Source organism: Psychrobacillus sp. PGGUH221 (assembly GCF_042055255.1).
In the GTDB taxonomy this organism is placed as follows: domain Bacteria; phylum Bacillota; class Bacilli; order Bacillales_A; family Planococcaceae; genus Psychrobacillus.
In genome coordinates, this window is sequence record NZ_JAQMHQ010000011.1 from 125996 (window position 1) to 150035 (window position 24040).

At 33.6% G+C, this 24040-nt stretch carries 20 protein-coding genes; 7 read left to right on the plus strand and 13 right to left on the minus strand.

The window, feature by feature from the left end; genetic code table 11:
* Positions 1-47: 47 nt before the first annotated feature.
* Positions 48-818 carry a 3D domain-containing protein gene (locus tag PGC35_RS18595; protein WP_375220188.1) on the minus strand — a complete coding sequence of 257 codons (771 nt, stop codon included), beginning with the start codon at positions 816-818 and terminating at the stop codon, positions 48-50.
* A gap of 477 nt (positions 819-1295) precedes the next feature.
* Here PGC35_RS18595 and PGC35_RS18600 point away from each other — a divergent pair, with 477 nt between their 5' ends.
* Positions 1296-2093, plus strand: coding sequence for an IclR family transcriptional regulator domain-containing protein (locus PGC35_RS18600; RefSeq protein ID WP_375220189.1), 798 nt, complete (start codon positions 1296-1298; stop codon positions 2091-2093).
* 23 nt (positions 2094-2116) lie between these two features.
* Here the strand turns inward: PGC35_RS18600 and PGC35_RS18605 are convergent, their stop codons facing one another.
* From PGC35_RS18605 to hutU, 5 genes are all read right to left on the minus strand, one after another.
* Complete coding sequence (locus tag PGC35_RS18605) at positions 2117-2746, minus strand: LysE family translocator (RefSeq protein WP_375220190.1); 630 nt, start codon at positions 2744-2746, stop codon at positions 2117-2119.
* A gap of 8 nt (positions 2747-2754) precedes the next feature.
* A complete protein-coding gene (locus tag PGC35_RS18610) occupies positions 2755-3195 on the minus strand; it encodes an Lrp/AsnC family transcriptional regulator (protein WP_375220191.1) in 441 nt (146 codons plus the stop codon).
* Positions 3196-3770: 575 nt separating this feature from the next.
* Complete coding sequence (locus tag PGC35_RS18615) at positions 3771-4418, minus strand: 3D domain-containing protein (protein WP_375220260.1); 648 nt, start codon at positions 4416-4418, stop codon at positions 3771-3773.
* 331 nt (positions 4419-4749) lie between these two features.
* Positions 4750-6027: an imidazolonepropionase gene (gene hutI, locus PGC35_RS18620; RefSeq protein WP_375220192.1), complete on the minus strand. Its 1278-nt coding sequence runs from the start codon at positions 6025-6027 to the stop codon at positions 4750-4752.
* Between the two features lie 6 nt (positions 6028-6033).
* A complete protein-coding gene (hutU, locus tag PGC35_RS18625) occupies positions 6034-7704 on the minus strand; it encodes a urocanate hydratase (RefSeq protein ID WP_375220193.1) in 1671 nt (556 codons plus the stop codon).
* Between the two features lie 178 nt (positions 7705-7882).
* Between hutU and PGC35_RS18630 the strand changes: the two genes are divergently transcribed.
* From PGC35_RS18630 to PGC35_RS18640, 3 genes are all read left to right on the plus strand, one after another.
* Complete coding sequence (locus PGC35_RS18630) at positions 7883-9346, plus strand: helix-turn-helix transcriptional regulator (protein ID WP_375220194.1); 1464 nt, start codon at positions 7883-7885, stop codon at positions 9344-9346.
* Positions 9347-9638: 292 nt separating this feature from the next.
* Positions 9639-9965: a recombinase family protein gene (locus tag PGC35_RS18635; RefSeq protein WP_375220195.1), complete on the plus strand. Its 327-nt coding sequence runs from the start codon at positions 9639-9641 to the stop codon at positions 9963-9965.
* 383 nt (positions 9966-10348) lie between these two features.
* Positions 10349-10522 (plus strand): hypothetical protein, encoded by a 174-nt coding sequence (locus PGC35_RS18640; protein WP_375220196.1) that lies wholly within the window; start codon positions 10349-10351, stop codon positions 10520-10522.
* A 184-nt stretch (positions 10523-10706) separates the two neighbouring features.
* Here the strand turns inward: PGC35_RS18640 and PGC35_RS18645 are convergent, their stop codons facing one another.
* Positions 10707-11417 (minus strand): MBL fold metallo-hydrolase, encoded by a 711-nt coding sequence (locus tag PGC35_RS18645; protein WP_375220261.1) that lies wholly within the window; start codon positions 11415-11417, stop codon positions 10707-10709.
* 110 nt (positions 11418-11527) lie between these two features.
* Positions 11528-11806, minus strand: coding sequence for a hypothetical protein (locus PGC35_RS18650; protein WP_375220197.1), 279 nt, complete (start codon positions 11804-11806; stop codon positions 11528-11530).
* A gap of 153 nt (positions 11807-11959) precedes the next feature.
* Between PGC35_RS18650 and PGC35_RS18655 the strand changes: the two genes are divergently transcribed.
* The 3 genes from PGC35_RS18655 to PGC35_RS18665 all read left to right on the plus strand — a co-directional run bounded on the left by PGC35_RS18655 (position 11960) and on the right by PGC35_RS18665 (position 13572).
* Positions 11960-12475 carry a cysteine hydrolase family protein gene (locus PGC35_RS18655; RefSeq protein ID WP_375220198.1) on the plus strand — a complete coding sequence of 172 codons (516 nt, stop codon included), beginning with the start codon at positions 11960-11962 and terminating at the stop codon, positions 12473-12475.
* 143 nt (positions 12476-12618) lie between these two features.
* Positions 12619-13044 (plus strand): GatB/YqeY domain-containing protein, encoded by a 426-nt coding sequence (locus PGC35_RS18660; RefSeq protein ID WP_375220199.1) that lies wholly within the window; start codon positions 12619-12621, stop codon positions 13042-13044.
* Between the two features lie 207 nt (positions 13045-13251).
* Entirely contained in the window at positions 13252-13572 is a 321-nt protein-coding gene (locus PGC35_RS18665; protein WP_375220200.1) for a phosphoribosyl-ATP pyrophosphohydrolase, read from the plus strand.
* Between the two features lie 39 nt (positions 13573-13611).
* Here PGC35_RS18665 and PGC35_RS18670 read toward each other — a convergent pair whose 3' ends face one another.
* The 5 genes from PGC35_RS18670 to PGC35_RS18690 all read right to left on the minus strand — a co-directional run bounded on the left by PGC35_RS18670 (position 13612) and on the right by PGC35_RS18690 (position 24040).
* The gene (locus PGC35_RS18670; RefSeq protein WP_375220201.1) at positions 13612-14412 is read right to left on the minus strand and encodes a hypothetical protein; all 801 of its coding nucleotides are present in this window, start codon (positions 14410-14412) and stop codon (positions 13612-13614) included.
* Positions 14413-14423: 11 nt separating this feature from the next.
* Positions 14424-17855, minus strand: a complete 3432-nt coding sequence (locus tag PGC35_RS18675; protein WP_375220202.1) for a hypothetical protein — start codon at positions 17853-17855, stop codon at positions 14424-14426.
* The gene (locus tag PGC35_RS18680; RefSeq protein WP_375220203.1) at positions 17839-18726 is read right to left on the minus strand and encodes a DUF4007 family protein; all 888 of its coding nucleotides are present in this window, start codon (positions 18724-18726) and stop codon (positions 17839-17841) included. The genes PGC35_RS18675 and PGC35_RS18680 overlap by 17 nt, the downstream gene beginning before the upstream one ends.
* A gap of 186 nt (positions 18727-18912) precedes the next feature.
* Positions 18913-23166, minus strand: a complete 4254-nt coding sequence (locus PGC35_RS18685) for a hypothetical protein (RefSeq protein ID WP_375220204.1) — start codon at positions 23164-23166, stop codon at positions 18913-18915.
* Positions 23167-23179: 13 nt separating this feature from the next.
* Complete coding sequence (locus PGC35_RS18690; RefSeq protein WP_375220205.1) at positions 23180-24040, minus strand: DUF4007 family protein; 861 nt, start codon at positions 24038-24040, stop codon at positions 23180-23182.

Consider the following 24040-nt stretch of genomic DNA (forward strand, 5'->3'; position numbering starts at 1 on the left):
CAAAAAAGCCCGTGAAATAAACAATCGTTTATCCCACAGGCACTTTGTTAATTGATTACTTTGATCTTTACCTTTTTAACTCCCCACTGCATAGCACTCTCATATGTTGGAATAAATACATCGATTTTATTCCCTTTAATAGCACCACCAGTATCACCAGCAATTGCTTCTCCATAGCCTTCCACCCAAACTTTTGAACCAAGTGGAATGATTCGAGGATCTACTGCAATTACCTTTTGATCGGGATTTGCACGTAAGTCAATTCCATAAGCGGTCGTTCCAGAACAACCTTCGCAGTATGCTGTATAGGCTGTCGCTGTAACAATCATCTCAGTCCCCTCCTCTGCAGGAGGGGCTGAAACAACTGGTTGAGAGGCCTCGATCGTTGAATTTTCCACATTGGACGATGATGCAACACGTTTCACTGGCTCCAACTGAGCGAGCTCTACCACGTCCTCCTCATCACCGCTTACGATTAGTACATCATCAGGATGAATTAAATCAGTCGTAAGACCATTCCAACTGATAAGAGCTGCCAAGGATATATTGTGCGCCTCAGCAATCCTATACAAGTTATCCCCCTTCACAACGGTATACGTTTGAGGCTCAGGTTCCACCTCTAATTCTGCCCAAAGATTTAATGCATCCTGGAAATGTACGTCAAATGTCTCTTCTATGATTGATCTCTCTTCTATTAGATCAGGAGAGATCGATAATTCTGCGTCATTAGTGGCGACAACAAAAAGCTCAGATGCATGCGTGACAGAATTCGTCGTAAATACGAATAACAGTACCAACAATATACTTCTAACTTTCAATACTAGTTCCTCCTAACAAGTAATCTTTCAATTACTCTAAATTTGAACTCAGTATTGCCCAAAATCTCTGAAAACCATACATTCTAATAAAACACAAAGAAACCACCCTTCAAAACAACTAAAATCTGTTTTGAAAAGTGGCTTCCATTTAGTAATCTACATCATACTTAATTTCGAAGAATTCAAATACCATAAACAAATTAATCTTGCATATTTTCTACTATTGTTGCGATAGCAACTTCCTCTGTAATCCCTAGACTTAACCTCCAGCGGTAATTATACAACTCACAAGCTCCATATCTATGTTCTAAATTTAGATTAAATTCCTTCGGTATTACCTTCAATATTCTGATAAAATGGGAAATGTAACCGCATTCATAATAATTAAGTACTTGCATTTTTAATTTTAATATTTCACGTTATACGTACGATGTTATTCTATTCGTACATGTAACAATAATACAGGGGGTCATATTTTTGCCTATAGAAAAATTAGATGCTTTTAAACAATCTGGAGACTATATACAATCTTTAGATCGTGGCCTTCAAGTGATTCAAGCATTTACTCAGAAAAACCAATCGCTAACGGTTAGTAATGTAGCTAAAATTACTGGTCTAAGTAGACCCACTGCCCGGAGAATCCTACTAACACTGGAACACCTAGGCTTTGCTGAATCAACAAATGGTTTTTTTTCCTTAACAGCTCGCACGCTTACTCTTGGCCATGCCTATCTTTCATCCAATAACATATGGAGTATCGCACATCCATTCATGAGAGACTTTGTTAATAAAACAGGAGAATCCTGTTCCGTTTCAATTCTCGATGGCACAGATATTTTATATGTAGCTCGTGTTTCTTCAAAAAGAATCATGTCTATTAACATAGATGTAGGAACAAGGCTGCCAGCATACGCAACTTCAATGGGTCATGTTTTACTTGCCTACCTGCCGGAAGAAAAATTGGAGAACTACTTTGCTTCAAATGAATTTACTAAATTCACAAACAATACCATTCAACACAAGGTACAGTTACTAGAAGTTTTAAAAGAAGTTCGTAAAAATAATTGGGGAGGTGTCGATCAACAATTAGAAGAGGGCCTTCGTTCTATTGCAGTCCCAATTCGAAACTTGCACGGTGAAGTGATCGCCGCTGTCAACTGCTCCGTTCACGCTGGCCGCATTTCCAAAGATGTGCTTCGAGATGAATTCTTACCACTACTACAAGAAACGTCGGAAAAAATAAGCCAAGCTATGGCAACTACAAATAACGCTTAATTCTTCAAACAAAAAAATCCAGGTCATACTTGTTGACCTGGATTTACGTTATTTCTGCGATGTTTAACTAGATTTTTCACCCCGAATAACAAAAGCACAATACCAACTAATAAGTTTAAACCCATAATCATTTTCGGTTCTAATAGTATCGTTAAATAAGTCCCTAACATGGAGATAATCGTTAAAAATATAAAAGCAGACAATACCGCTCCAAAACCAAAAGAATATAAATCCTTTTGCTTTATATTTTCCTCCCCTATTTTCGTAGAAAAAACACCTGCCCAAAATAAAATAGTTAGTGGATTTGAAAGAGTTAGTAGGAGTGCTTTCCAAAGAGTATTCCCTGCACTTTGATCCATGCTTACAATCGGAGAACTATAAAAAAATCCAATGATATTACTTATACCAAAAATAATGAGCACAGCTGCGCCAAAATAATGAATGATACTCTTTAGCTTTTTATATTTGTTAAGTAGTGTTCCAATTCCAAAAATAGCTGCAAGTATATAAAAAATATCCACAATTGTTACACCTAATACACCTATTTCCGCTATAAAAAAACCTGAAGTAGCAGCCGTCTGAAAGATAAAAATACACACAGGACCGACAGCTATTTGCAAAAAAAGTCCAAAGCGAAATCCTTTCCAAATCATCATCCCATTCACCTATTCATTATTTCTTTCAAAGTAGATAAGACAATTAATGTATTGGATTTCTGAACCCCTAGAATGGTTTTTAATTGCTCATTTAGAAAAAACTCTAATTTAGAAGTATTTTCAATCAGAACCTTTAGCATGTAATCGTACTCGCCTGCCATATGGTGACACTCTATCACCTCGGGGAATTGAATAATCGCATCCCTGAAATGTTGAATATTAGTTGCATGGTCAATATTCACAAAAATAACTGCGAGTAATTTAAACCCCATCTTCTCACGATTAATTTTAATCGTATATTGTTCAATAATATTTGCCTCTTCCAGCTTTCTAATTCTTTCTGATACAGCAGGTACAGAAAGATTTACTTGCTTACTAATATCAGATGCAGTAGATCGTCCATTTTGCTTTAAAGCCTCTAAAATCTTCCCATCGATTATATCCATCATCCCAACCCCTTTTAAGTAATTATAACTATTCACTTAAAAATAATAAATTACTTAAAGCAATTCCGATAACCTTTAAATAAAAAACATTTAATCACTTAATTTAATTAAATAAACCCTGTGTTTTAAAGCAATTTCCTTAACAAATTTAAGTAACAAAAAACCAGGTTAGACACCAATAATGGTTTCTGACCTGGTTTGTAGTTCTAAACAATCGTTGTGATTATGGTATAATACATTAACAATTGCAAAGCAGGGTGGGCGGTTGGTCACTTCCTTTAGAAGGAGGTGATGCCATTGACGTTATACGAAACAATCAGTTTGTTAATACAGCTTAGTGCTGTACTCATAGCAGCTTTTTCAATCGTTGTGTCACTGATTATTTTCTTTGTAAAAAAGAAATAACCGTCCCCCACTGGTAAGGCGCGGACGATTATTTCAGCGTTCAACCGGACCAACCGCTCTTTTCTGCGGTTTGCAGTTGTAGGACTGGATATTCGCGTATCCAGTCTTTTTTATTGTATGTGTATAAGCTCATTATATACAGAATCATTATCGCATTCAACTATGCGCTATCAATCAATAATTTTAAGCTTAATCTCTTTTACTCCCCATTCGATTGCATGGTCGTAGGATGGAATGAAAACGTCAATTCGATTTCCTTTAATTGCCCCACCTGTATCACCAGCAATCGCCTCACCGTAGCCTTCTACCCACACCTTTGTGCCAAGTGGAATAACACTTGGATCTACAGCAATTACTTTCTCTTCCGGGTTGGCACGTAGATCGATCCCATAAGCGGTTGTGCCTGAACAGCCGTAACAGTATGCTGTATAAGCCGTTGCTGTGACAATCATTTCACCCTCTGCTAAAGCAGGCTCTGTAAAATTCGCTAGTTGATCATTACTTACAAGGAGCTCTTCCTTCGGGTGAATTGTATGATCCGTGAGATTATTCCATTCCTTCAGAGAATCTAACGGCACATTATGTTCGATAGCAATCTCGTAAAGACTGTCTCCTTCTTCCACTATGTATACCTTTGGCTCAAGTAATTCTTCTGAAGCTCCTTGCCTATCATAAGCATTTTCAAAATGCTCCTTCATTATGTCGAAACGTTCTATACTAGATTTAGTCTCATTCGTTAAAGTACCTATGGGTTCTGCTGCATACGTTACCGAAATAAACGAAAAAATAAATACTACTGTAAATAATATGACTTTCATTTTCAAAGTGAATCCCTCCATGACAAGTTATCAGTAATCACCATTTATGTATTGCCCCAAAAATACATAAAGCAAACATTTTTTCTGATAATTTATCTTGGAGTAAAGAAAAGTTGATTGATATTATGCTTTGAATTTGTAAAAATATCCTCGATTTTTTGTCTTCATTTTTCTATTCGGATTCACTCTATGCAATTAAAAAAACACCTGTAAGCTGAGTTTTCTCTCGCTTACAGGTGTTTTATTGGTCTGCATTTTATTTACTTTCTTCTAAAATGGAAGGTCACATTTCTATTTATACGGTCATAAATCATTCTATCCGGAATTACTTCTATTTAAGATCAATAATTACTCCATTATCCACTACAACTTCGCCATTTTTTATAACTGTCTGGGTGTGATTCATGCCGTAGAAATATTGCAGTTGCTGATAGTTTGCTACATTCAAAATAAGCACATCTGCCTTCTTTCCAGCCTCAAGTGAACCAATTTCCTGTCCACGATTAATCGCGTATGCGGCGTTAATCGTTGTGGCAGTCAGCACTTCCTCCATCGTCATTCCCATGTTCATACAAGCTAGGTTCATAATGAATGGCAATGAAATCGTTGGTGATGAGCCTGGATTAAAGTCTGTAGAAATCGCGACGGGCACCCCTTCGTCCACCATCAAACGTCCTCTTGCAGATGCGGCTTTTAAGAAGAATGCAGTTCCAGGTAATAAAACTGCAACAGTTCCAGCCTTCGCCATGTCACGTATCCCTTGATCAGATGCGACTAATAAATGCTCCGCAGAAATAGCCCCCACCTCTGCGGCTAACTCTGCTCCTTCATACGGTTCAATTTCATCTGCATGAATTTTAGGGATTAAGCCATGCTCTTTACCAGCCAATAAAATTTTGCGTGATTGTTCTGGAGTGAAAACACCCTTTTCACAAAAAACATCATTGAATTCTGCAAGCTTTCCTTCTACCACTTTTGGAATCATTTCATTAATTATTAAGTCCACATATGCATCCGGATTTTCTTTATATTCAGATGGGATGGCATGAGCTCCCATAAATGTACTTACCACATCAATGACATGATTTTCTTGCAATTTTTTCGCAACTTGTAGCTGTTTTTCTTCGGTCTCCCAATCTAAACCGTAGCCACTTTTCGCTTCAACTGTTGTTATACCGTGTCTTAGGAAATCGTTGAGATGCTCATATGTCTTTTCATATAAATGCTCAAATGATGATTCACGCGTTTTTTTCGTCGTTGCGTGAATGCCACCTCCCGCATTCATAATATCCATATAGGTTGCACCATTTAAGCGCATTTGAAATTCATTTTCACGAGTACCACCAAACACTAAATGTGTGTGCGCATCGACTAAGCCTGGCATAACCACTTTTCCGGTAGCATCAATAACTTCTGCATGTGCTATCAAATCTGCATGTTGGTCTTGAAGAGTTTCTTTCGAGCCTACCGCAACAATTCGATCTCCTTCAATTAATACACAACCGTTTTCGATAATATGGAGCTCGCTCATTTCTTTTCCTGTTCTTGCAGTTTGACTAGTAGATTTTAATGTAATTACTTGATTTGCATTTGTTATAAGTAATGTCATGGTTCATCATCCTTTTGTTTTTAACATTGGCATCTGAACATTCTTTTCCTGTGCCGTTTTAATCGCGATATCATAGCCTGCATCTGCATGACGCACAATGCCCATACCAGGATCTGATATTAATACCCGATTAATTTTTTCTGCAGCCATTTCTGTCCCATCAGCGACGAGTACTTGACCAGCATGTTGGGAGTAGCCCATACCTACACCGCCACCATGATGCACGCTTACCCAGCTCGCACCACCTGCTGTATTCACTAATGCATTTAAAATTGGCCAATCAGAAACGGCATCCGAACCATCCTTCATCCCTTCCGTTTCACGATTAGGAGATGCAACAGAGCCAGAGTCTAAATGATCACGCCCAAAAACAATTGGTGCTTTTAGTTCACCTGAAGAGACCATTTCGTTTACTTTTAAAGCAAAACGGTGACGATTACCATATCCAAGCCAACAAATACGCGCAGGAAGCCCTTGCCACTTCACCATTTTTTGCGCCATATCAATCCAGTTCACTAACCCTTCATCATCCGCAAACATTTCTTTTGCCAGTGCATCTGTTTTATAAATATCTTCTGGATCACCTGATAGTGCAGCCCAACGGAATGGTCCTTTTCCTTCGCAGAATAATGGACGTATATAAGCAGGCACAAATCCAGGGAAATCAAAAGCATTTTTAACGCCCATTTCTTGCGCATATTTACGGATGTTGTTTCCATAGTCAAATACCTCTGCACCTGATGTTTGGAAATCAAGCATTGCTTGCACATGGTCTGCCATTGCTTGTTTAGACTTTTGTTCATATAATTTCGGATTATCTTTGCGTAATTGCAGTGCTTCTGCAAGGGACATATGATTTGGTATATATCCGTTTAATGGATCATGTGCACTTGTTTGATCCGTTACGAAATCTGGTATAATGCCTCGTTCATAAATTTCTCGGTACACATCTGCACAGTTTCCAACAAGTCCAATAGATGCGGGTTCTTTCTTATTCTGGAGCGCCTTTGCCAACTCTAATGCTTCGTCTAAATCTTCCACTAAATAATCACAATAACCTTCTTTTATCTTCCGTTCAATACGTTTTTTGTCTACTTCTACTACTAGAATAACTGCCCCAGCCATTTTTCCTGCCAATGGTTGAGCACCACTCATGCCTCCCATACCGCCAGTCAATATCAATTTTCCACGTAAATCTGCATTGCCAAACACTTTCTTGCCAGCTTCTACAAAGCTCAAATAAGTACCTTGTAATATACCTTGAGCACCGATGTAAATCCAGCTACCAGCGGTCATCTGTCCATACATCATTAAATCCTTATCTTCTAATTCATAAAAATGCTCCCAGTTTGCCCATGCAGGAACTAAATTTGAGTTTGCAATTAATACCCTTGGTGAATGCTCATATGTGCGGAATACTGCGACAGGTTTACCTGATTGCACTATTAATGTTTCATCATTTTCCAACGTTTTCAATGACTCAATAATTTGTGCGTAGCTCTCCCAATTACGTGCTACCTTCCCAATACCTCCGTATACAACAAGCTCATCCGGATTTTCTGCTACTTCTGGATCCAAGTTGTTCATAAGCATTCGCATTGCCGCCTCTTGAGTCCATCCCTTACAAGATAACTGACTTCCAGTTGGTGCTTTAATATTCTGTATTACGTTTTCCATATCCATCACTCCCTTTTTATAATTGTAAAATTCTAAAAATAATAAGTATATGGATTAAAGTTATAAAAAAGAGGAATTTCTTTATATAGCATGGAATTATATTAATTAATATAAGTAAATATATTTAATTAATTGTCCAAATTTAATAAATCGAAATAAAAGACAGGTGTGGAACAATATGAAGCTATTAATAATCGATCGTGACCAAACCGAACGAACGGGTATTCACTGGTTTATCAAAAGATATCAATTAGACATTTTATTTGTTTTTCAGGCAGGAACTATTGCTGAGGCTGTAAAGTGGATAGAAAAAGAGAATCCAGAAATTATTTTACTGGAGATTGAGTTACTAGCTCAGGATGAGGCAAATGAATTGAAGAAGGTTCTAACACTTCATTCTCATCATCTCATCACCATGACAGCCGAGCCGCTATTCAAAAATGCACTTGAATCACTCTCATTACGTGCGCTTACACTACTCGTTAAACCGCTTGATTTAGATTTGTTAAAGCAATACCTAACATATGCAACGAGGCAGGTTTTAAACGAAAGTGGAAAAATGCTTCCACTTGGGGAGCAGAATTCGGTGTACCGAGCGTTATTTTTAGAGGAAACCACCTCTATACAATTAGAGGAATTTAATTTCTGCCTAATGATTGAAACAGAGTATTTGGAGCAAAATGAGTTACTTTTTCATTGGTTGCAATCACAAAAGCACTTTACGTTCTATGCATTATCAAAGAGAATAGTGGGGTTTTCCAATGATGAGTCGATGGAGGAGCTATTAAAAAAAGCAAAATCAATCATTCGAGAATGGGCAAATACGTACAACGCAAATTTAAATATCGCCATCTATGATTTGCCGAATCAATCCGTTAAAGCGATGTATAGCGCATTGAGAGAAGCATTAAATTTACGATTCCAAAACGGTTTCTCTCAGATTTTTTTAGTAAGTCAACATCCTACCTATACAAATTTTGATCCTTTTTTAACGATTGAACAGCAGCGCCTTTGGATCAATAGCCTCGAGCAAAATGATGTGCAAATGATTAAACAATTTTTATATAACATTTCCTCGATAGATACGTATTATCAGCCAGATTCCATTCGCATCCATTTAACAAGCATACTCGCTCAAGTAAGGCGTTTCATATTGAAATACCAGATGGAAAAGAAGATAGATTTGGAGCAAAAATACAATCGTCTATTTGATATTATTTTAAATCACCCTGTGCTCTACACAATTATCCAAGAATTCGTCCTCTTCTGCCAGGATGTGATGAACCAAGCCGTTCTGCAAAAAGAAAAAGGTCAGTTTGACTACGTGAATGCCGCTCTAGACTATATCGATGTTTACTATACAGATAACAAGTTAAATCTAGAAACAATGGCAGAGTTCTTAGACATTAGCCCCAGCTATTTAAGTATGCTTTTTTCAAAAACAAAAGGCATTACCTTTAAACAGTATGTCAATAAAAAACGGCTTTCCCATGCAAGTCAGCTTTTATTAGAAACGAACCTATCCGTCAGTGAAATCGCATCTACCACTGGTTTTAATGACGCGAATTATTTCTCTAAAGTATTTAAGTTGAAATATAAGTATAGCCCCTTATCCTATCGTCAGCAGATAAAACTAAGGTGACCCAATAGATCGGTGAAAACCGACTTTGCAGGTCGCCTTAATATCATCGCTCACCTATAAAAATAATAAAAAAAGCTACTATAATCAGAAGAGAACCAACCATTCATAGTAGTATACTTTCTGATCTCGATTTAACAGCCACTCTTCAAACCCACGTTTTATCTTGATAAAACCTTTTTAATGATGAACACAGTTTTATATGTAAAATTTTACACACTTAAAATTCTTTGACATTTGATATAATGTTATATTGGTTAAATAAACGAAGAACTTTAAAGGCGGTATTTTAAACATGACAAGCGAAATTACAACAGGGACAACTTATGGATATGCGAGAGTAAGCATAGTTCAACAAGATTTAGGATTGCAGGTGGAGGCACTAACTAAAGCAGGTGTAGATCCTAAAAATATCTATTCGGAAAAAATGAGTGGGAAAGACGCTAAAAATCGCACGGAATGGAATAGACTTAAGGACCGTCTTGTAACTGGTGATTTAGTAGTTGTTCATAAATTAGACCGTCTAGGTCGTTCTATGGTTGATGTTATGTCAATCGTTGAATACTTCAAAGGAATTGCCGGTAATATTAAGAGAAAAACTGCACTAAATAAAAGAATTTGAGACACTGTTTTTGGCAACTTTCTCCTACCTGCTCCTTTATACCATCCGCTAAATTGCAATTTATTTCGATAAAGCACGAAAATCAGAAGAAAAATAGCAAAAAAGAACAACCAACCATATTTTTCAGTATCAATGCCCATTTCAACATAATCAAATTCTAGAAAATAACCTAAAATGCCACCGATGATAAAAAATATGATAATAATTCGTACTAACTCTAATAATGTCCTAATGCCATTCCTCCCCTTCCCTTCTATTATGTAAAATTTACCACTTTTTACACTTGAGTACCAAGTTGAAAATGTTTCTGCCTAAACTATACATTATATATATTTTACAGAGCAAAATAAGGCATAGGTCGAATCAAATTGGAGGAAAATAGCTTGAAACATGATGTAAGCCCGAAAAATGAAAAACAGTTCAATAATCAAGGTGCAATGAATAATAATTTAGATGCTGCAACGATACAAATGAATCCTGATATCGCCAAGCAACATATTAAACCTAAAGTACAAAATCCAAGAACAGAAAAAAACGATAATACAAAAATGCTTTAATTCAAAAAGGTAACAACCAATCTTCCAACAATCTACCACAAGAAATGCGCAAGCACCTATGTATGCCCCGATTGTAAAAAAAGCCAGTCGCCGGTAAAATACCGTCAACTGGCTGCTAAATAATGTATTTTCATACTGTCTCAAAAATGGCAGTCCGTGCAAAGAACATTCATTCTATCAGCTTTTATAATTCTATTAACATTCCTGGCTCTGCTAACTCAATGTTTTGATTTCCTTGTTTTTTCGCACTATCTAATAAATCGTTTAAATCACCGTAGTGTGGAAGATGTGTTAATAACACCTTTTTTGCATTTGATTGATATGCTAGTATCCCTGCATGCTCGGACGTCATATGTCCCGATCCTACTCCGTCCATTCCTTCGTACAGGCTACATTCAGTAATAAGAAGATCGCTATTAGCTGCAAATGAAATTAAGTCATGCTTAAAGCTAGTATCAGATGTAAATACAATACTCTTATTGTCACATTCAATTTTTATACTATACGTTTCTACTGGATGGATATTTCTCATAAATGTACATGTGAAGGGTCCAATTTCTAATTTACTCTTTTCGCTAAAAGAAGTAAATCGGGAATAAGCTACATCCTCCACCTGCCTTTTCATATCTTCGTCCGCAGGTCCATAAACAATTAACTCTTCGCCAACTCTACCTAAATGCGTATTCACTAGTCTAGAAAATAAATACGCTCCTATATCACTAAAATGATCATAATGGTAATGGCTTAGAATGACATGATTTATATCATTTAAATCAATATAATTTTGTAATTCCGTTAATATACCACTTCCACAATCAATTAATAACGAAAATCCCTCATGCTGAATTAAATAGCCCGAACAAGGACCATTTTTTTTAGGGAATCCTCCCCACATACCAATCACTCTACACTCCATAGTTTTAGCCTCTTTCTTCGAATCCTTCTTATCATCTGATACCACAATATTAGCATGGTAAATTAGAAAGAGCTTAATAATAAATCCCCTCACTTATATAAAAAAACCTTCAGATTTTCTTTTTTATCGTTAGTTGCTAGAAGAACGTTTTTTATTTCGGTCTGAAATAAACCATTACACCGACTTTTAAGAGGCTCTAGGCCAGTATTCGGATAACCGTCACCCATTATCACAGTTTCTTCATCGTTATAATGTCCATACGGATCTAAAAAATCGGATACCTTCCCTGAATCATCTAACCGAGTATTACATTCTGGGCAAGAAACTTCTAATTCTTTTAATGAATTACATAAAGGACACATTGCCATAAGTATCACTCCTTTTTGCTTACAACTATAGTATCCATTATTTTATCGATACTATGTAGAATAGAAAAGGATATTACTATTATTACACTCGTTTGTATTCCTAAAGCTACCAATCTATAATTAACAATAACAAGATGCTAGGAGGAGAACGATATGAAAAAAACTGCCCTTTTGTTGATTGATGTTCAAAACGGTATGTTTCAAGATGAAAATCCTGTATTTAACTCGACCAAGCTTATAATCAAACTCAAGCACCTTTTAGAAAATGCACGCGATCATCATATACCCATCTTTTATATTCAACACAACAACAATTACCTAGAAAACGGTTCTGAAGTATGGGAAATACACCCTGAAATAAAACCTAACCCCACAGACTTCATTATTCAAAAGACAACACCTGATGCATTTTATAAAACGAACTTACATGACGAACTTCAAAAACAACAGATCGAACACCTAATTCTTGCCGGCATTCAATCGGAAATATGCGTAGACACAACTTGTAGAAATGCCTATAGCTTAGGCTATGATATTACGCTAGTAACAGATGCTCACAGTACATGGGACTCAGAGGAATTGACTGCACAACAAATTATTAATCACCACAACCAAGTGTTACGGTGGTTTGCTGACACGAAGGAAACAAAAGACGTAGCTTTTTCTTAATTCTAGAAGCTATTTTCTTTGTGAAGAATGGCGAAATAAAGCCTTTGGCAAGCTATGTAACGATTTATTGGTATAATAACAAGGAATGATTGAGAATGCAGAAAAGATAAATCGAATAAATGAAAGAGAGTGGAATGAAAATTATGTTAAAAACTACAGTATTCGAAGAACTAAAACGTGCGATGAAAGAAAAAGACGTGCTCTCAAAAGGAGTAATGACGCTTTTAAAATCAGCACTGGATACAGCTGAGAAGGAAAAAGGTTCAAGCCTAACTCCAGAAGAAGAAATCGCTATTGTAAATCGTGAAATTAAACAGACAAATCAAGCATTAGAAGGCGCGCAGAATGCGAAACGTGAAGACCTATTAGAAAAAGAAGAAGCGAAATTAGTTCTATTAAAAAAATTCTTACCGAAACAATTAAGTGAAGAAGAGATTGTAGCGCTCCTAACAGAAGCAGGTGTTACAAAAGGGATGAACATGGGTGACGCAATGAAAATTGCAAAACCGTTACTTGCTGGTAAAGCAGACGGTTCGATCATGTCTAAAGTAGTAAAAAGTATGATTTAATTACACAAGCGGCCTTACGGTTTAATGAGAAGATAACTTCTTTATTTTGAAAGTAAGCTGCCGAAGATACAATTTCGGCAGCTCTTTTGCTTCTATGAAGATGCAACCCTTAAAATCTCTCTAACATTCTATTTCTGCTACTAAGAGACAGTATTTTGAAAAAAAGATATGATAGATTTAAAGAAAAAATTAAGGATGTCAAAAATTATGCCAGTATACAACAAACTAGTTCGAGACTTAATCCCACAAGTAATCCAAAAATCAGGAAGCAAATTCACCACTCGCATCCTAGATCCATCTGAACACCTAACTGAGATCAAAAATAAATTATCTGAAGAAGTAAAAGAATTCCAAGAAACAATGAACCAACAAGATGCACTTGAAGAACTAGCGGATATCTTGGAACTAATCCATGCTGCCCTCTCTATCCATGACGCAACATTCGAAGAACTAGAAAATATTCGATTAGCCAAGAAACAAAAACGCGGCGGATTTAAGGAAGGTATATATTTAATAGAAGTTGATTAAATAAAGCAGCCTCGATTAATAACGAAGCTGCTGATGATATTATGAAAATGAACAAACACACGGGACAGTTTCATCCTGTACTTTTAAAAATTTATCTATACCTTCCTGATCCATTCTTTCACGATACTCTCGTAATGTATATGGTCCGCCATCTTTTTTAAGTATGGATACATTCTTCTCAAAGTTTTTTCTAAAATTTTCTTCCATTTCCTCTTGTAAAGCATAACGGTCTGGCCACACTTTATAGAGTTGAGCATAATGTTGGAACCCTCCACGTACACAACGTCCTCCACAGTTTGCATGAGAAAATCCTAAGTCATACATTCTAGGAAGTTTAATACCCCATTCTTCCTCAATAATTGCTTTTACATCTAGATCTTCTCTAAACGTTTCAATCATTGGAAACCTTGTTTCAACAGGTTCCATCGGACGATGTTCATAAAACTCTTTTAAGTTATCTGCGCGATGAGTTTCATGAGGTCCTATTCCAAAGTATAGTATAGGCTCTAAGTTATGAAGATCTCTCAATTCTTCTAGAAATACAACAGTTTGATATACTTTTAACTCTTCGGAACATTTGGCAAGTCTTGAGTTTCCAAGAAAACGATAATCATAAAAGACTTCTTCTGGAGTACGTCCATCAACTCTTTCAGTAATTTCTACACCAATGTAATCTGATATTTCATACATGAATCTGTAGTTATCTTCATCTTCCCAAAGCGTATTAGTAAAAAATAAGATACAATTCTCTTTTCCATGCGCTTGTACCATTTGATAGGCTACATATGCACTAGATGCTCCTCCACTGTACATTGCAACATGGACAGGTTTTCTTTCCATAATTACATCTCCTAATCTATGAATTCATCTAGTAATTTATATACAAGATATTCTATTTCTTCCCTTGGAACATTTCGCCCAGCATTCCTTATCATTCTATTTACATTGTCATAAATCGTTTGGGATTTGGTTGACAATTCAACTTTTTTTATAGATTTTTGCATATCATTTAAACCTATTAATATGGAATCATTAGAAGTAGAGGACTGTAAAGTATCCATGTAATCATTTTGAACCTGTCTTTCAAATAAATCAAATGTTGTGTCTGACCAATTCACGAGTTCAACTCCCGTATAATTCAAAGCAAAATCTTCTATAAAACTATTCGAACTTTTATCTATGGATTTTAACAATCTATTTCTTTTAATTTCCTCAGTTGTATAACTAGCATATTTTTTAGTTAATTCCTCGAATGTGTAAACTTGAAATGCTTCCAATAATTTTAATAACACTTCTTTTTTAAAGCTTTCAAATTCCTTTTCCAAATGTATTTTCATTTCTAGTAAAATTGAACGCTCATAGTATTTTTTATACATTAATTGTAGATTCTCTAATGGGTTTACTTCTACTTTCCGAATAGTATTTTTAAAATCGAGTAAGGTTGAATCTAACTGTTCTGTAATTTGTGTATGGCGTGGTAATTGTCTCAACCAGTTTAAAATACCGCTACTAGCTCTAATAACTGTTGTTTGATCTAATACATATTCACTAACATAGGGCTGAAATATAGTTTCAACATTGTTAATGAACTCTAAAAACTCTTTTGAGTAATCATGAAAAACAAATTCATATTCAGCTGAATTCTCAAAAATCCCATATAATTTCTCTGCATCCACAGCGGTAACATACATATTATTTCTATAAAACATTAATTGATCCCATTGATCTCTTAAGAGAGCAACAAACAGTAAAGGAACAAGGGGTTTTCGAACTCCAAAAGGATGACTAGTAAATATCTCCTCAATTTCTAGTACAGTACCTTTTTTCTGAGATTGAATGAAACTTAATACTCTATTTCTTATCAGTTTATAGGGTTCGTATTTAATATTGTTAAGATTGCTGATATCAAAGTCATTATTCTTAAACACAGTAGCGTAAATCAAATAGTCTGGACCTTGACCCTGTATTCCTAAATTCCCAAAGTTTGGATACTTAATAACTCCGTTTAGTACTGAGTAGATTGCTTTAGTCTGCATTCCATTAAGATTTCTTCTATTGATGGAATCATTTCGTATTTCTGGAGTTTGAGGAAATAAGTTGTACATTATATCACTAATTTTATTTTCTAATTCAACCTCATGATATAGACTTATTTGTTCCCCGACGTAATACCATTGCACATTTTCCTTAAAGCTTTCAAAGTCATTCAGAAACTCAATAATCTCAAATCTTATTTCTTCAATTAGTATATTTATTTCTTCTTGCAGTTTATTATGCTCTGATAGTAATTTCTTATTTGAAAAGATACTTTTTAGAAATATTAATCTATCTAAAGCAGATTTGATCGTTGTAAAATTACGGTTAGTAATTGCAAATATTAATTGTTCATTATGGAAGTTCTTAATTTTCAACAATGATTCATTAAAAGCCTCTTGGCTAGTAGGTATTACGAAAAATAATATCCCGTCTGAATTAAAACTATTTTTTGCAACGAAATTCTCTTTAAGTAGTTGCACTGAAGTTATGATTCTCACTTGCATAAATCTAGTAATACTTTTTTCGTCATTATAATCAGTAGCAAGATAAAATTTCTTTTTTAGTAGTTCACTGATTTCATTTATTCTAGTTTCTTCATTTATCAATAGAGTCGCTCTTTCTGACTCCACTAATTCCTCCACTATTATCGAACTTCCTTCATTAAGTTCCCATTGGTTTAATATGCGGTTAAATCTTAATAATTTTAGTTGAATAAGTTCATCCAAGTTCTTTTCTAGCTCATCCTCTTTTTGACCAGTCCCATACATAAACAACTCTTTATTTAATTTCACTACATTATTTGAGTTAGACAATTCCCAAAGTGTAACTAGTTTTAATATATTAAGTTGTCCACTTTTATCTTTTGATATTTTTATCTTATTTGTTAGTTTTGCAAATGTTTTTAACGCTTCAAAAGACTCATCTTTCATAAACTCAGAAATTGAGTTTTGAAAGAAATAATCGAAAAGCATATGAGGATAATACATTTCATTCTTCTGTTTAATAATGAAGTTGTTTAATCCCCCAGTATCTTCACTTTCTAAAAAAGTAAAAAGGGTACGCTCATTCTGTCCAAAAATACTTGATAGTCTAGGAAGCAAAAACAAAGCTAATGGATGGATTGGATATGAGCCTTCTACAATTAGTTTTTCTATTTCTTGGTGATTTAACTCATTAAACAAATTGTATTTCTTTAGAATCCACTTAGAATCTTTTGCTTCAATGTTTAGTAACAACAATTCTTCTTGAAGATTTTTTGTATACTCTTGAGCTATTCTATAAAAAGTAGCTTTATCACTTTCAATAAAGTAAGTATGAAATCTTTTTTCAATCCTTTGAAACTCTGACTTATATTCAGCATTCTGACTTAGAATATATTGAGACATATTTTTATGTGATATTAGCAGAACTTGAAGTAAATTATTGCTTCTAGTTGCGATTTCCGCTAAATCCTGTAAATCTTGCATTGTTTTATAAACTTGGCTAATCTCTAATGACTGTAAAAAACGTCCAAATTCATCGTAAGCAATAAATATTTGAAGATTCTTTTCTTTTAGTTGTTCAATAATTTGTGTGATTTTTTCTAAAAAGTTATTTTCATAATTCACTTGGAAGATTGCACCAGCACTTAAAACAGAATATTCTTTTTTAAACCAATCGATTTCAATCTGATTGTTATTTTGTAGTTCTTTTTTCCATTGATTGAAAGTAAGACCTTTAATTTTTAATGATTTTTTAAATTCATTAAAAGTCTTTGGAAACTTGGTTTCCCATTTCTTCAGTATTGTGTTTATTTCCTCCATTTCTCCAGGAATTATTAATTCATAACCTGCATTTTTAACTCCTCTATAAATTGCACTAATGATGGTTCTACCAAATGAACCTTCGTTTCCAGACAAAATAATTGGAATAAAATTTGATTTAAATTTATAAGCTGCTAATAGTTTTTCATATATCTCTTGATCTACATTCTTAAACTTGTTGATTAATAGTTTAAATTCTCGTTCGTTTATATTACCGGAAAATATATTAGCAACTATAGTAGCTACTAAAGATTTACCACTACCATATGGGCCAATCATTACATGAGCATTATGTTTATTTTCTCCTAAAAATCCTCCAATAATTCCTTTTAAAAAGTCAGCATGTGAGGGAGTAGGTAGATATCTCCGAATAAATTCTTTATTTCCAATATCAAACTTTAGATTCACACTAGTGGTAAAGTTTTTTTTACTTTTTAAAATCATAGACTTTCTCTACCTTTCTCTCATACTCATAGTTAATAAATTCATATGGATTGACATCAGGGAGTCTAAGAGTATCAAGATTATTTGTTCTTGTAAAAATGGCCGGAAATTCAGGATGTTCTGTCCATTCATTTACTAAAGAGACAATTGTAGATCTTTTGAGATTAAATACTTTACCTAAAAGTCCTTCTTTATGTACCATATCGTCTAAGCTAATTGTTAAGTTATTATTTTTTTCCTTATATTTTAATAATGTATAACCTATTAGAAGTAAATTTTCAGAATCTAATTTAGCTTCTTTTTTATAAAACATACCATTTCTTTCTTCAAGTAAATGCAACTTATAGAGTGGACTTAATATCACTTCTTCGGGGTCAGAACTACTCCCTCCCGTAGTGTAGAGCTTGACCAAACAATCAATGTCTCGTTTAAGTGAATTCTCAGAGATGATACGTTTTTCATTTTGCTGAACCCAGTTTGTTAATTCGGTTAATACTTCTTCTCTAGTAAATACCGTTTCCGTATAAATATTAAAAAACCAATACCATGTTGTACTTATACTCTTATTGGTTGCTAAAGAGTGGTGTAGTAGTCCTGCCGTGTTGAAGTATTTTACTGAACGATCTTTACACTTCACGAATTTCCCTAATTCCGTAATTTCGTGTATTTTTTTATTATCTTCTTTCTCCTCTTTGTATAAATTAGTCGCAACTATCCAATGTTTTAGGGACTGAACCATATTTTTTCCTAATCCCATTTTTTCAAAGGCATCTTTTTCATAAAAAAAGGAATTATTTCCATTTATGTTATTTATCGCTTTACTAAGCCATCTATCTCTCAAATAGAAACTTTGATGTTGACTATACCCCATTATTATCTCCTTCTTTCATTGGAGATTTCCTCCAGCAAAAAAGTATTCAAAGAAAAAGACAAACGTCTCTTTCTTTGTTACATTATCGTTATTTAAAATTTATTTTAATAACTTACAAACATGCGTTCTTAATTATACTATAAAAATCAAAACACTAACAAAAGAATAATAATTTAAATTAAATACTTATACTTTTGCTAGTTCTCTTAGTTTTTCTAATGCTGCTATTTTTTGTACTTCAGTTAAATTTTCAAACAAACTTATAACTGCGTCTATTTCTAACTCTTCAAGTCGTCTATCAACACTTTCTTTCATTTTTCTTAACTTATTAATAGCATCTTCACTTAAATAGTCAGGAATTATTTTAGATCTTTCTGACCAAGATGTACATGAAAACGTATCCCAATTCCTTATATCAGTATATTCAAATATATTATCTTCTACCCACCGTCTTTCCATAGAGTTTAATCGATCAATTAACACTTCATTGTAATTTGATAATACAATTATAAAGTCAATTTCAGATTCAATTTCCTTCCATTTTCCCTGTAACCCTTCTAAGGCTGCAGTAATTTCCTTCCTAGCATCTTTATATTTATTAATCCCCTGTATATCATTAATAAAGTTTTGCAAGTGATCTGCCGCTTGCTCTATTCCTTCTTTATCTTCTTCTCTTATTGATTTGCCAAGAATTGTTTTAGCCTGTATTAATAATTCTTTACATTGTTCAAATGAGGATAATTCGTACATATTATCGTAAATATTTGCAACTTCATTATTTAACTTATCCAAATAGGTTTCAATTCTATCTAAATTCTTTTCTACTTTCCCAATATTTTCAGCTAAATGTTTTTGTTCAACTTTGTGGTTTTTTAATAAACTTAGAACTTGAAGCCCAGCTTCTTTCATGTCAGTTAAATCTTTGTAACCTGATGTTGAGCTAGGAATATTTCTATTTAAGTAATTTTCAACTGTCTCATTTATATTTTGAAGTTTGTGTATAATTGATGTATCATCTAAAATTTTCTCTAGCTTAGTATATAATTGACGAGCTTCATCAGTATAATTATACCTATTAAAGGAATCAATTAATTTACGTACCCATTTTTCAAAGGCAGATAATTGAGCAAAAGATTGACATTTTAAACTTTTAAGAAATGTAGGAAATTTGTTTTCAATATATCTATGAGATTTGTCAACAAATAAATCCATTTCTTCTAATTGTTTTGGATTGTAAATATATTTATCTGAACCTTCAATATTGCTCTTAATACCGCTAGTCTTATCTAGAATTTCAAATACCTCTTTAAATCCATCATCTCCTCTAGAGATTGACTCTAAAGTTCCTCTTATGCTTCCGAAAAATTGAACATTTAATTCATATAACTTTTTGCCTTCTTTGAGCTGCATTTCTAAATTAATTACTTTATCTTCAAGTTCAGGTGGCACATCTTCTTCTAGTTTTAGATTTTGATATTCATCCCATAAATGAGGACATAAATCAACGTCATTATTTCTGTCAACTTTTTGGAAAAGTAATAAGTACCTACTTGCTGACTTATCAGGATCTACTTTCACAATTGTAGTGTCCAATAGACCTTTAAAATTAACATTCTTATCTAAAAATATTTGATTGCTCCATTCTTCTAAACGTAATCTAGTGTCATTAACTTTTACTCTGTATTCAATTTTTCTTTGAACTAAGTATACTGCAATTAATAACGCTAATGCATAATCGTTTATACCATATGGTGGTTTTTGATATTTATCAAAAACTTTAGACACATCCCATGCTCCACTTTCATCTAATTGAACATCCAATTCTTCAAATATTTTTCTCACATTTGGATTCGTTGGTGATATTAATTGGTATTCTGAGTTAAACGTTCCCCATGAACCTATATTCTTTTCAAATAGTAAACCTTCAATTCTGTTTTTAATATCTGTTGTTTCAGAATGTATCATCTGGAATGATGCACCTGAAAGAATTAAACGTGCGATTCTTGATAAGTTCTTTTTCCCTTTAGATTGTTGTTTTCCAGCAAACTCTGTAAATGGAAATGGAATTGCAAAACTATAAAGAGTTTCAAATATATGTTCTATATACATTTTAGGACGTTTAACAATTTTCTCTAGACCTTCTGATTTTATTACTATTCTTTTTCCTACTAATTCATTAAATTTATCTTCAACTACTGCATTAACTTTAACTTTATAGTCAGTAATAAAACGATTATATTTTTCACGTTCTTGTTCACTGAAAGAGTTAGAAATTTGATAGTCATGAAGTGCATCATAAAAATCATTTTCAGTATCATCCATCAAGAAAAAGACTATTGGTTTCCCTTCTAATTTATAACGTTTCATGTTATCCTGTAGATTTTGAATTTTTTCTGAATCAGTTTCTGGAGATGTATACACCCATATCAATTTTCCTTTTGCAATATCTGGAGCAGTTGCATGTAACCACTCATCTTCTAAGTCTTTTAGAAACTTCAGGTTAATATTATTAATATGAACTATTTGTTGTGTAAACTGCCATTCATGAGTACTTATATAATGTCTTTTAGCAAATGAGGTTTCCATTTTTTCTAGTGGTAATATTTCATTTAATCCAATATGAAAGGCAACATTTATATCAAAGTCGGATTTTCTTTTTTTACTATTCACCAATCTCTTAAAATCATTGATTCCAATTGCGTCTACCACAAAATCAAAAACATTTGCCCTTTCATCAAAACTAATAACTCCAAAGTCATCTTCTAGTTGCTGAATTACTAATTCAACTTCTTTAAGTGTAATGTTAGCCGCGTAAGCTAACGCTTGCTTTGCATCACTTAAAGATTTAGTTTTAAATCGACCAATACGAACAATCAAGTTTGCAGCTAGTACTTCAATCTGTCTTTCATTAAATTTATCTCCATGACTAGAAATAATTTGATTATATAAAATGCAATATTCACTTTGTTTTCTTCCTTCTTGTTCAGCTGTTAATAATTCAGTAAAAAATTCTGTGCGAATAATTCTAGTTGCTGGAACTAGTAATAAATCACCAAATTCACTTAAATTATTGTTTCCTTCAAGCTCAATTTGCTTTTCTAAAAATGTTAGTGATGATCGTTGTTGTAGCCAAGATGATAAGTTTGAGAGCATCCACGCAGTTAGTGGGTGCAGTGGATAAATGCCCTCTAATATAACTTTACGAAATCTATCAAAGTCTCCCCAAACTGTCGAGTTTTTTGACTGAGGAGCCCACGAGAGAAAATTATCATGAAATTCTTTCCAGTGGTTATTGTTTTTTTCTATTTTATTAACAACAAAACTAGTAAATTGCTTTGGTTGTGTTCGCTCAATTAAGTTTGCAAAGATAGTTTCTAAATTTGAGGATAAATGAATTTTCTCGCTTGCTTCATACCGACCGATGTAGCGATTTATATTTGCAGTTCTATCAACTCGACTAAGATATGATTTTAAATCAGACTGAATAAAACCTACAAAGACAATTTTATCTTCTCCATCTTGAACTGCTTCATAAATTTGCTGAAGTGCTGAATCACCAGCACGTGTTGGATATGATGAAGCAAATTCTATGTATCTTCCAAATTCATCAAAAAACACAAGTACTTTATTAAATACTTCACGATCACCGCATAATGTATCTGCTATCTTTGCTAATACATCACCAGCAGAAACCCCTTCATCCCATCTAATATACGTTCCATTGATTTCGTAATAAACATTGTTTATTACTTCAAATACATTAGTATCTTGAAGAATATTCTCAATGAGATAATCTTTTAGATTGGTTATACGGGATACATCTAATATTTCATTAGCAAATCTTTCATACGAACTAGAATAATTTTCAAAGGTATTTGCAGCAAAGTTTTTTGCAATATCATATGACTTAGTTATTGTTTTCAAAAAATCAGAATCTAAGTTATGGAAGTCTAGTACTTTTTGTGTGACATTCAGTATCTCATAATTTAGATTAAAATCTTTCATACCGTTTAGTACTAGAACTAAGTTGGGTTTTAATTGTGTTGATTTAATTGAGCCTCCTACACTAGAATCTACAAGATTAATATTATTAATAATTTTTTCTTGTATAGAGGACTCGCCACTAAATAAACTTGCCAAGGTTACCGCTAAGTGTGATTTTCCAGTGCCGTATGGTGCAATAGTCATAAAGAAGTTAGAATTATTACTCTCACCATACAATTTATTCGTTAATATATTTGCGAATGAAGCAGTATCTACTAAACGATGTGTTTTAATTGCTAAATCCTCTTCTGATACTCCAAAATACTCAGGACCATGAAACACAAAACTTTTTGAAATTTCGCCTTGTTTTTCCTTGTTATAAAACCAGTCTACTTGAACAGCTCCATTAAAATATAATTCTTTTTTAAACCTTACAATATCTTTAAGCTGATTCACAATCTTCATCTCCTTAAATTAGGAAGCTATAAATTTTATGCAAAACTGAGCTAGATGAAAGTTGTTTAATAATGGTTATTGGAAACAACTGTCTATTCAACACAATAATACTTTCTTCTTCAAGCATTTCTAATACTTCCATTACATTCGAATCATTCCACATAAAAGGAAAGCCATACCCCAATGTATTAATTAAGTCATCAAAAGTAATATCTGTCCTACTTGGTAGTATTTCCTCCCATTGACTCAGCAATAAGTATGCATACAAATATTTGTATGCACGTGAAACTTTGTGACTTGAAAACTCAATTTCGGTTCCAGTATCATTTATAATATTTAATGGTCCAAAAGCTTTTTCAGTTATATAACCTGTTTTAAAAGGGGTAATAGGATTTTTATTACCTTTTTTCTCATTTCTTATAGAAATTATTTCTTTTTTTAACCCTAACTTTTGAGTCAATAATGTTTCAATATTATCCATTGTCAATACTCTACTTTTATTAACACCTACTGCACTAAATATAGTTGACCACATAACTGCTGGCGAACTAAAACTTGCCAGCTTATAGTGACATAGCCAAAGTGTAAGTTCTTCTGTTAAAAATGGATCTTCTTTCAAAATTTCTTTCCCTAAATCGGTCAATGTTAAAGAATATTTAGTACTTTCTTTTATAGTAGAAATTAATCCCATTGCTTGGGCATATAAAATATTTGGAACAACTTTTCCTGAACTTTTTCCAGTAGGAATAGTTGTCAAACTCGAAATTTCTTCTTTCGTAAGATATTCATTATTTACAGAAGCAAGTTGCATTAAATGTGCAATTGCCTCTGTTTCTGGAGCAAACGTTTGATGGAAATTAATTTGATATTCCAT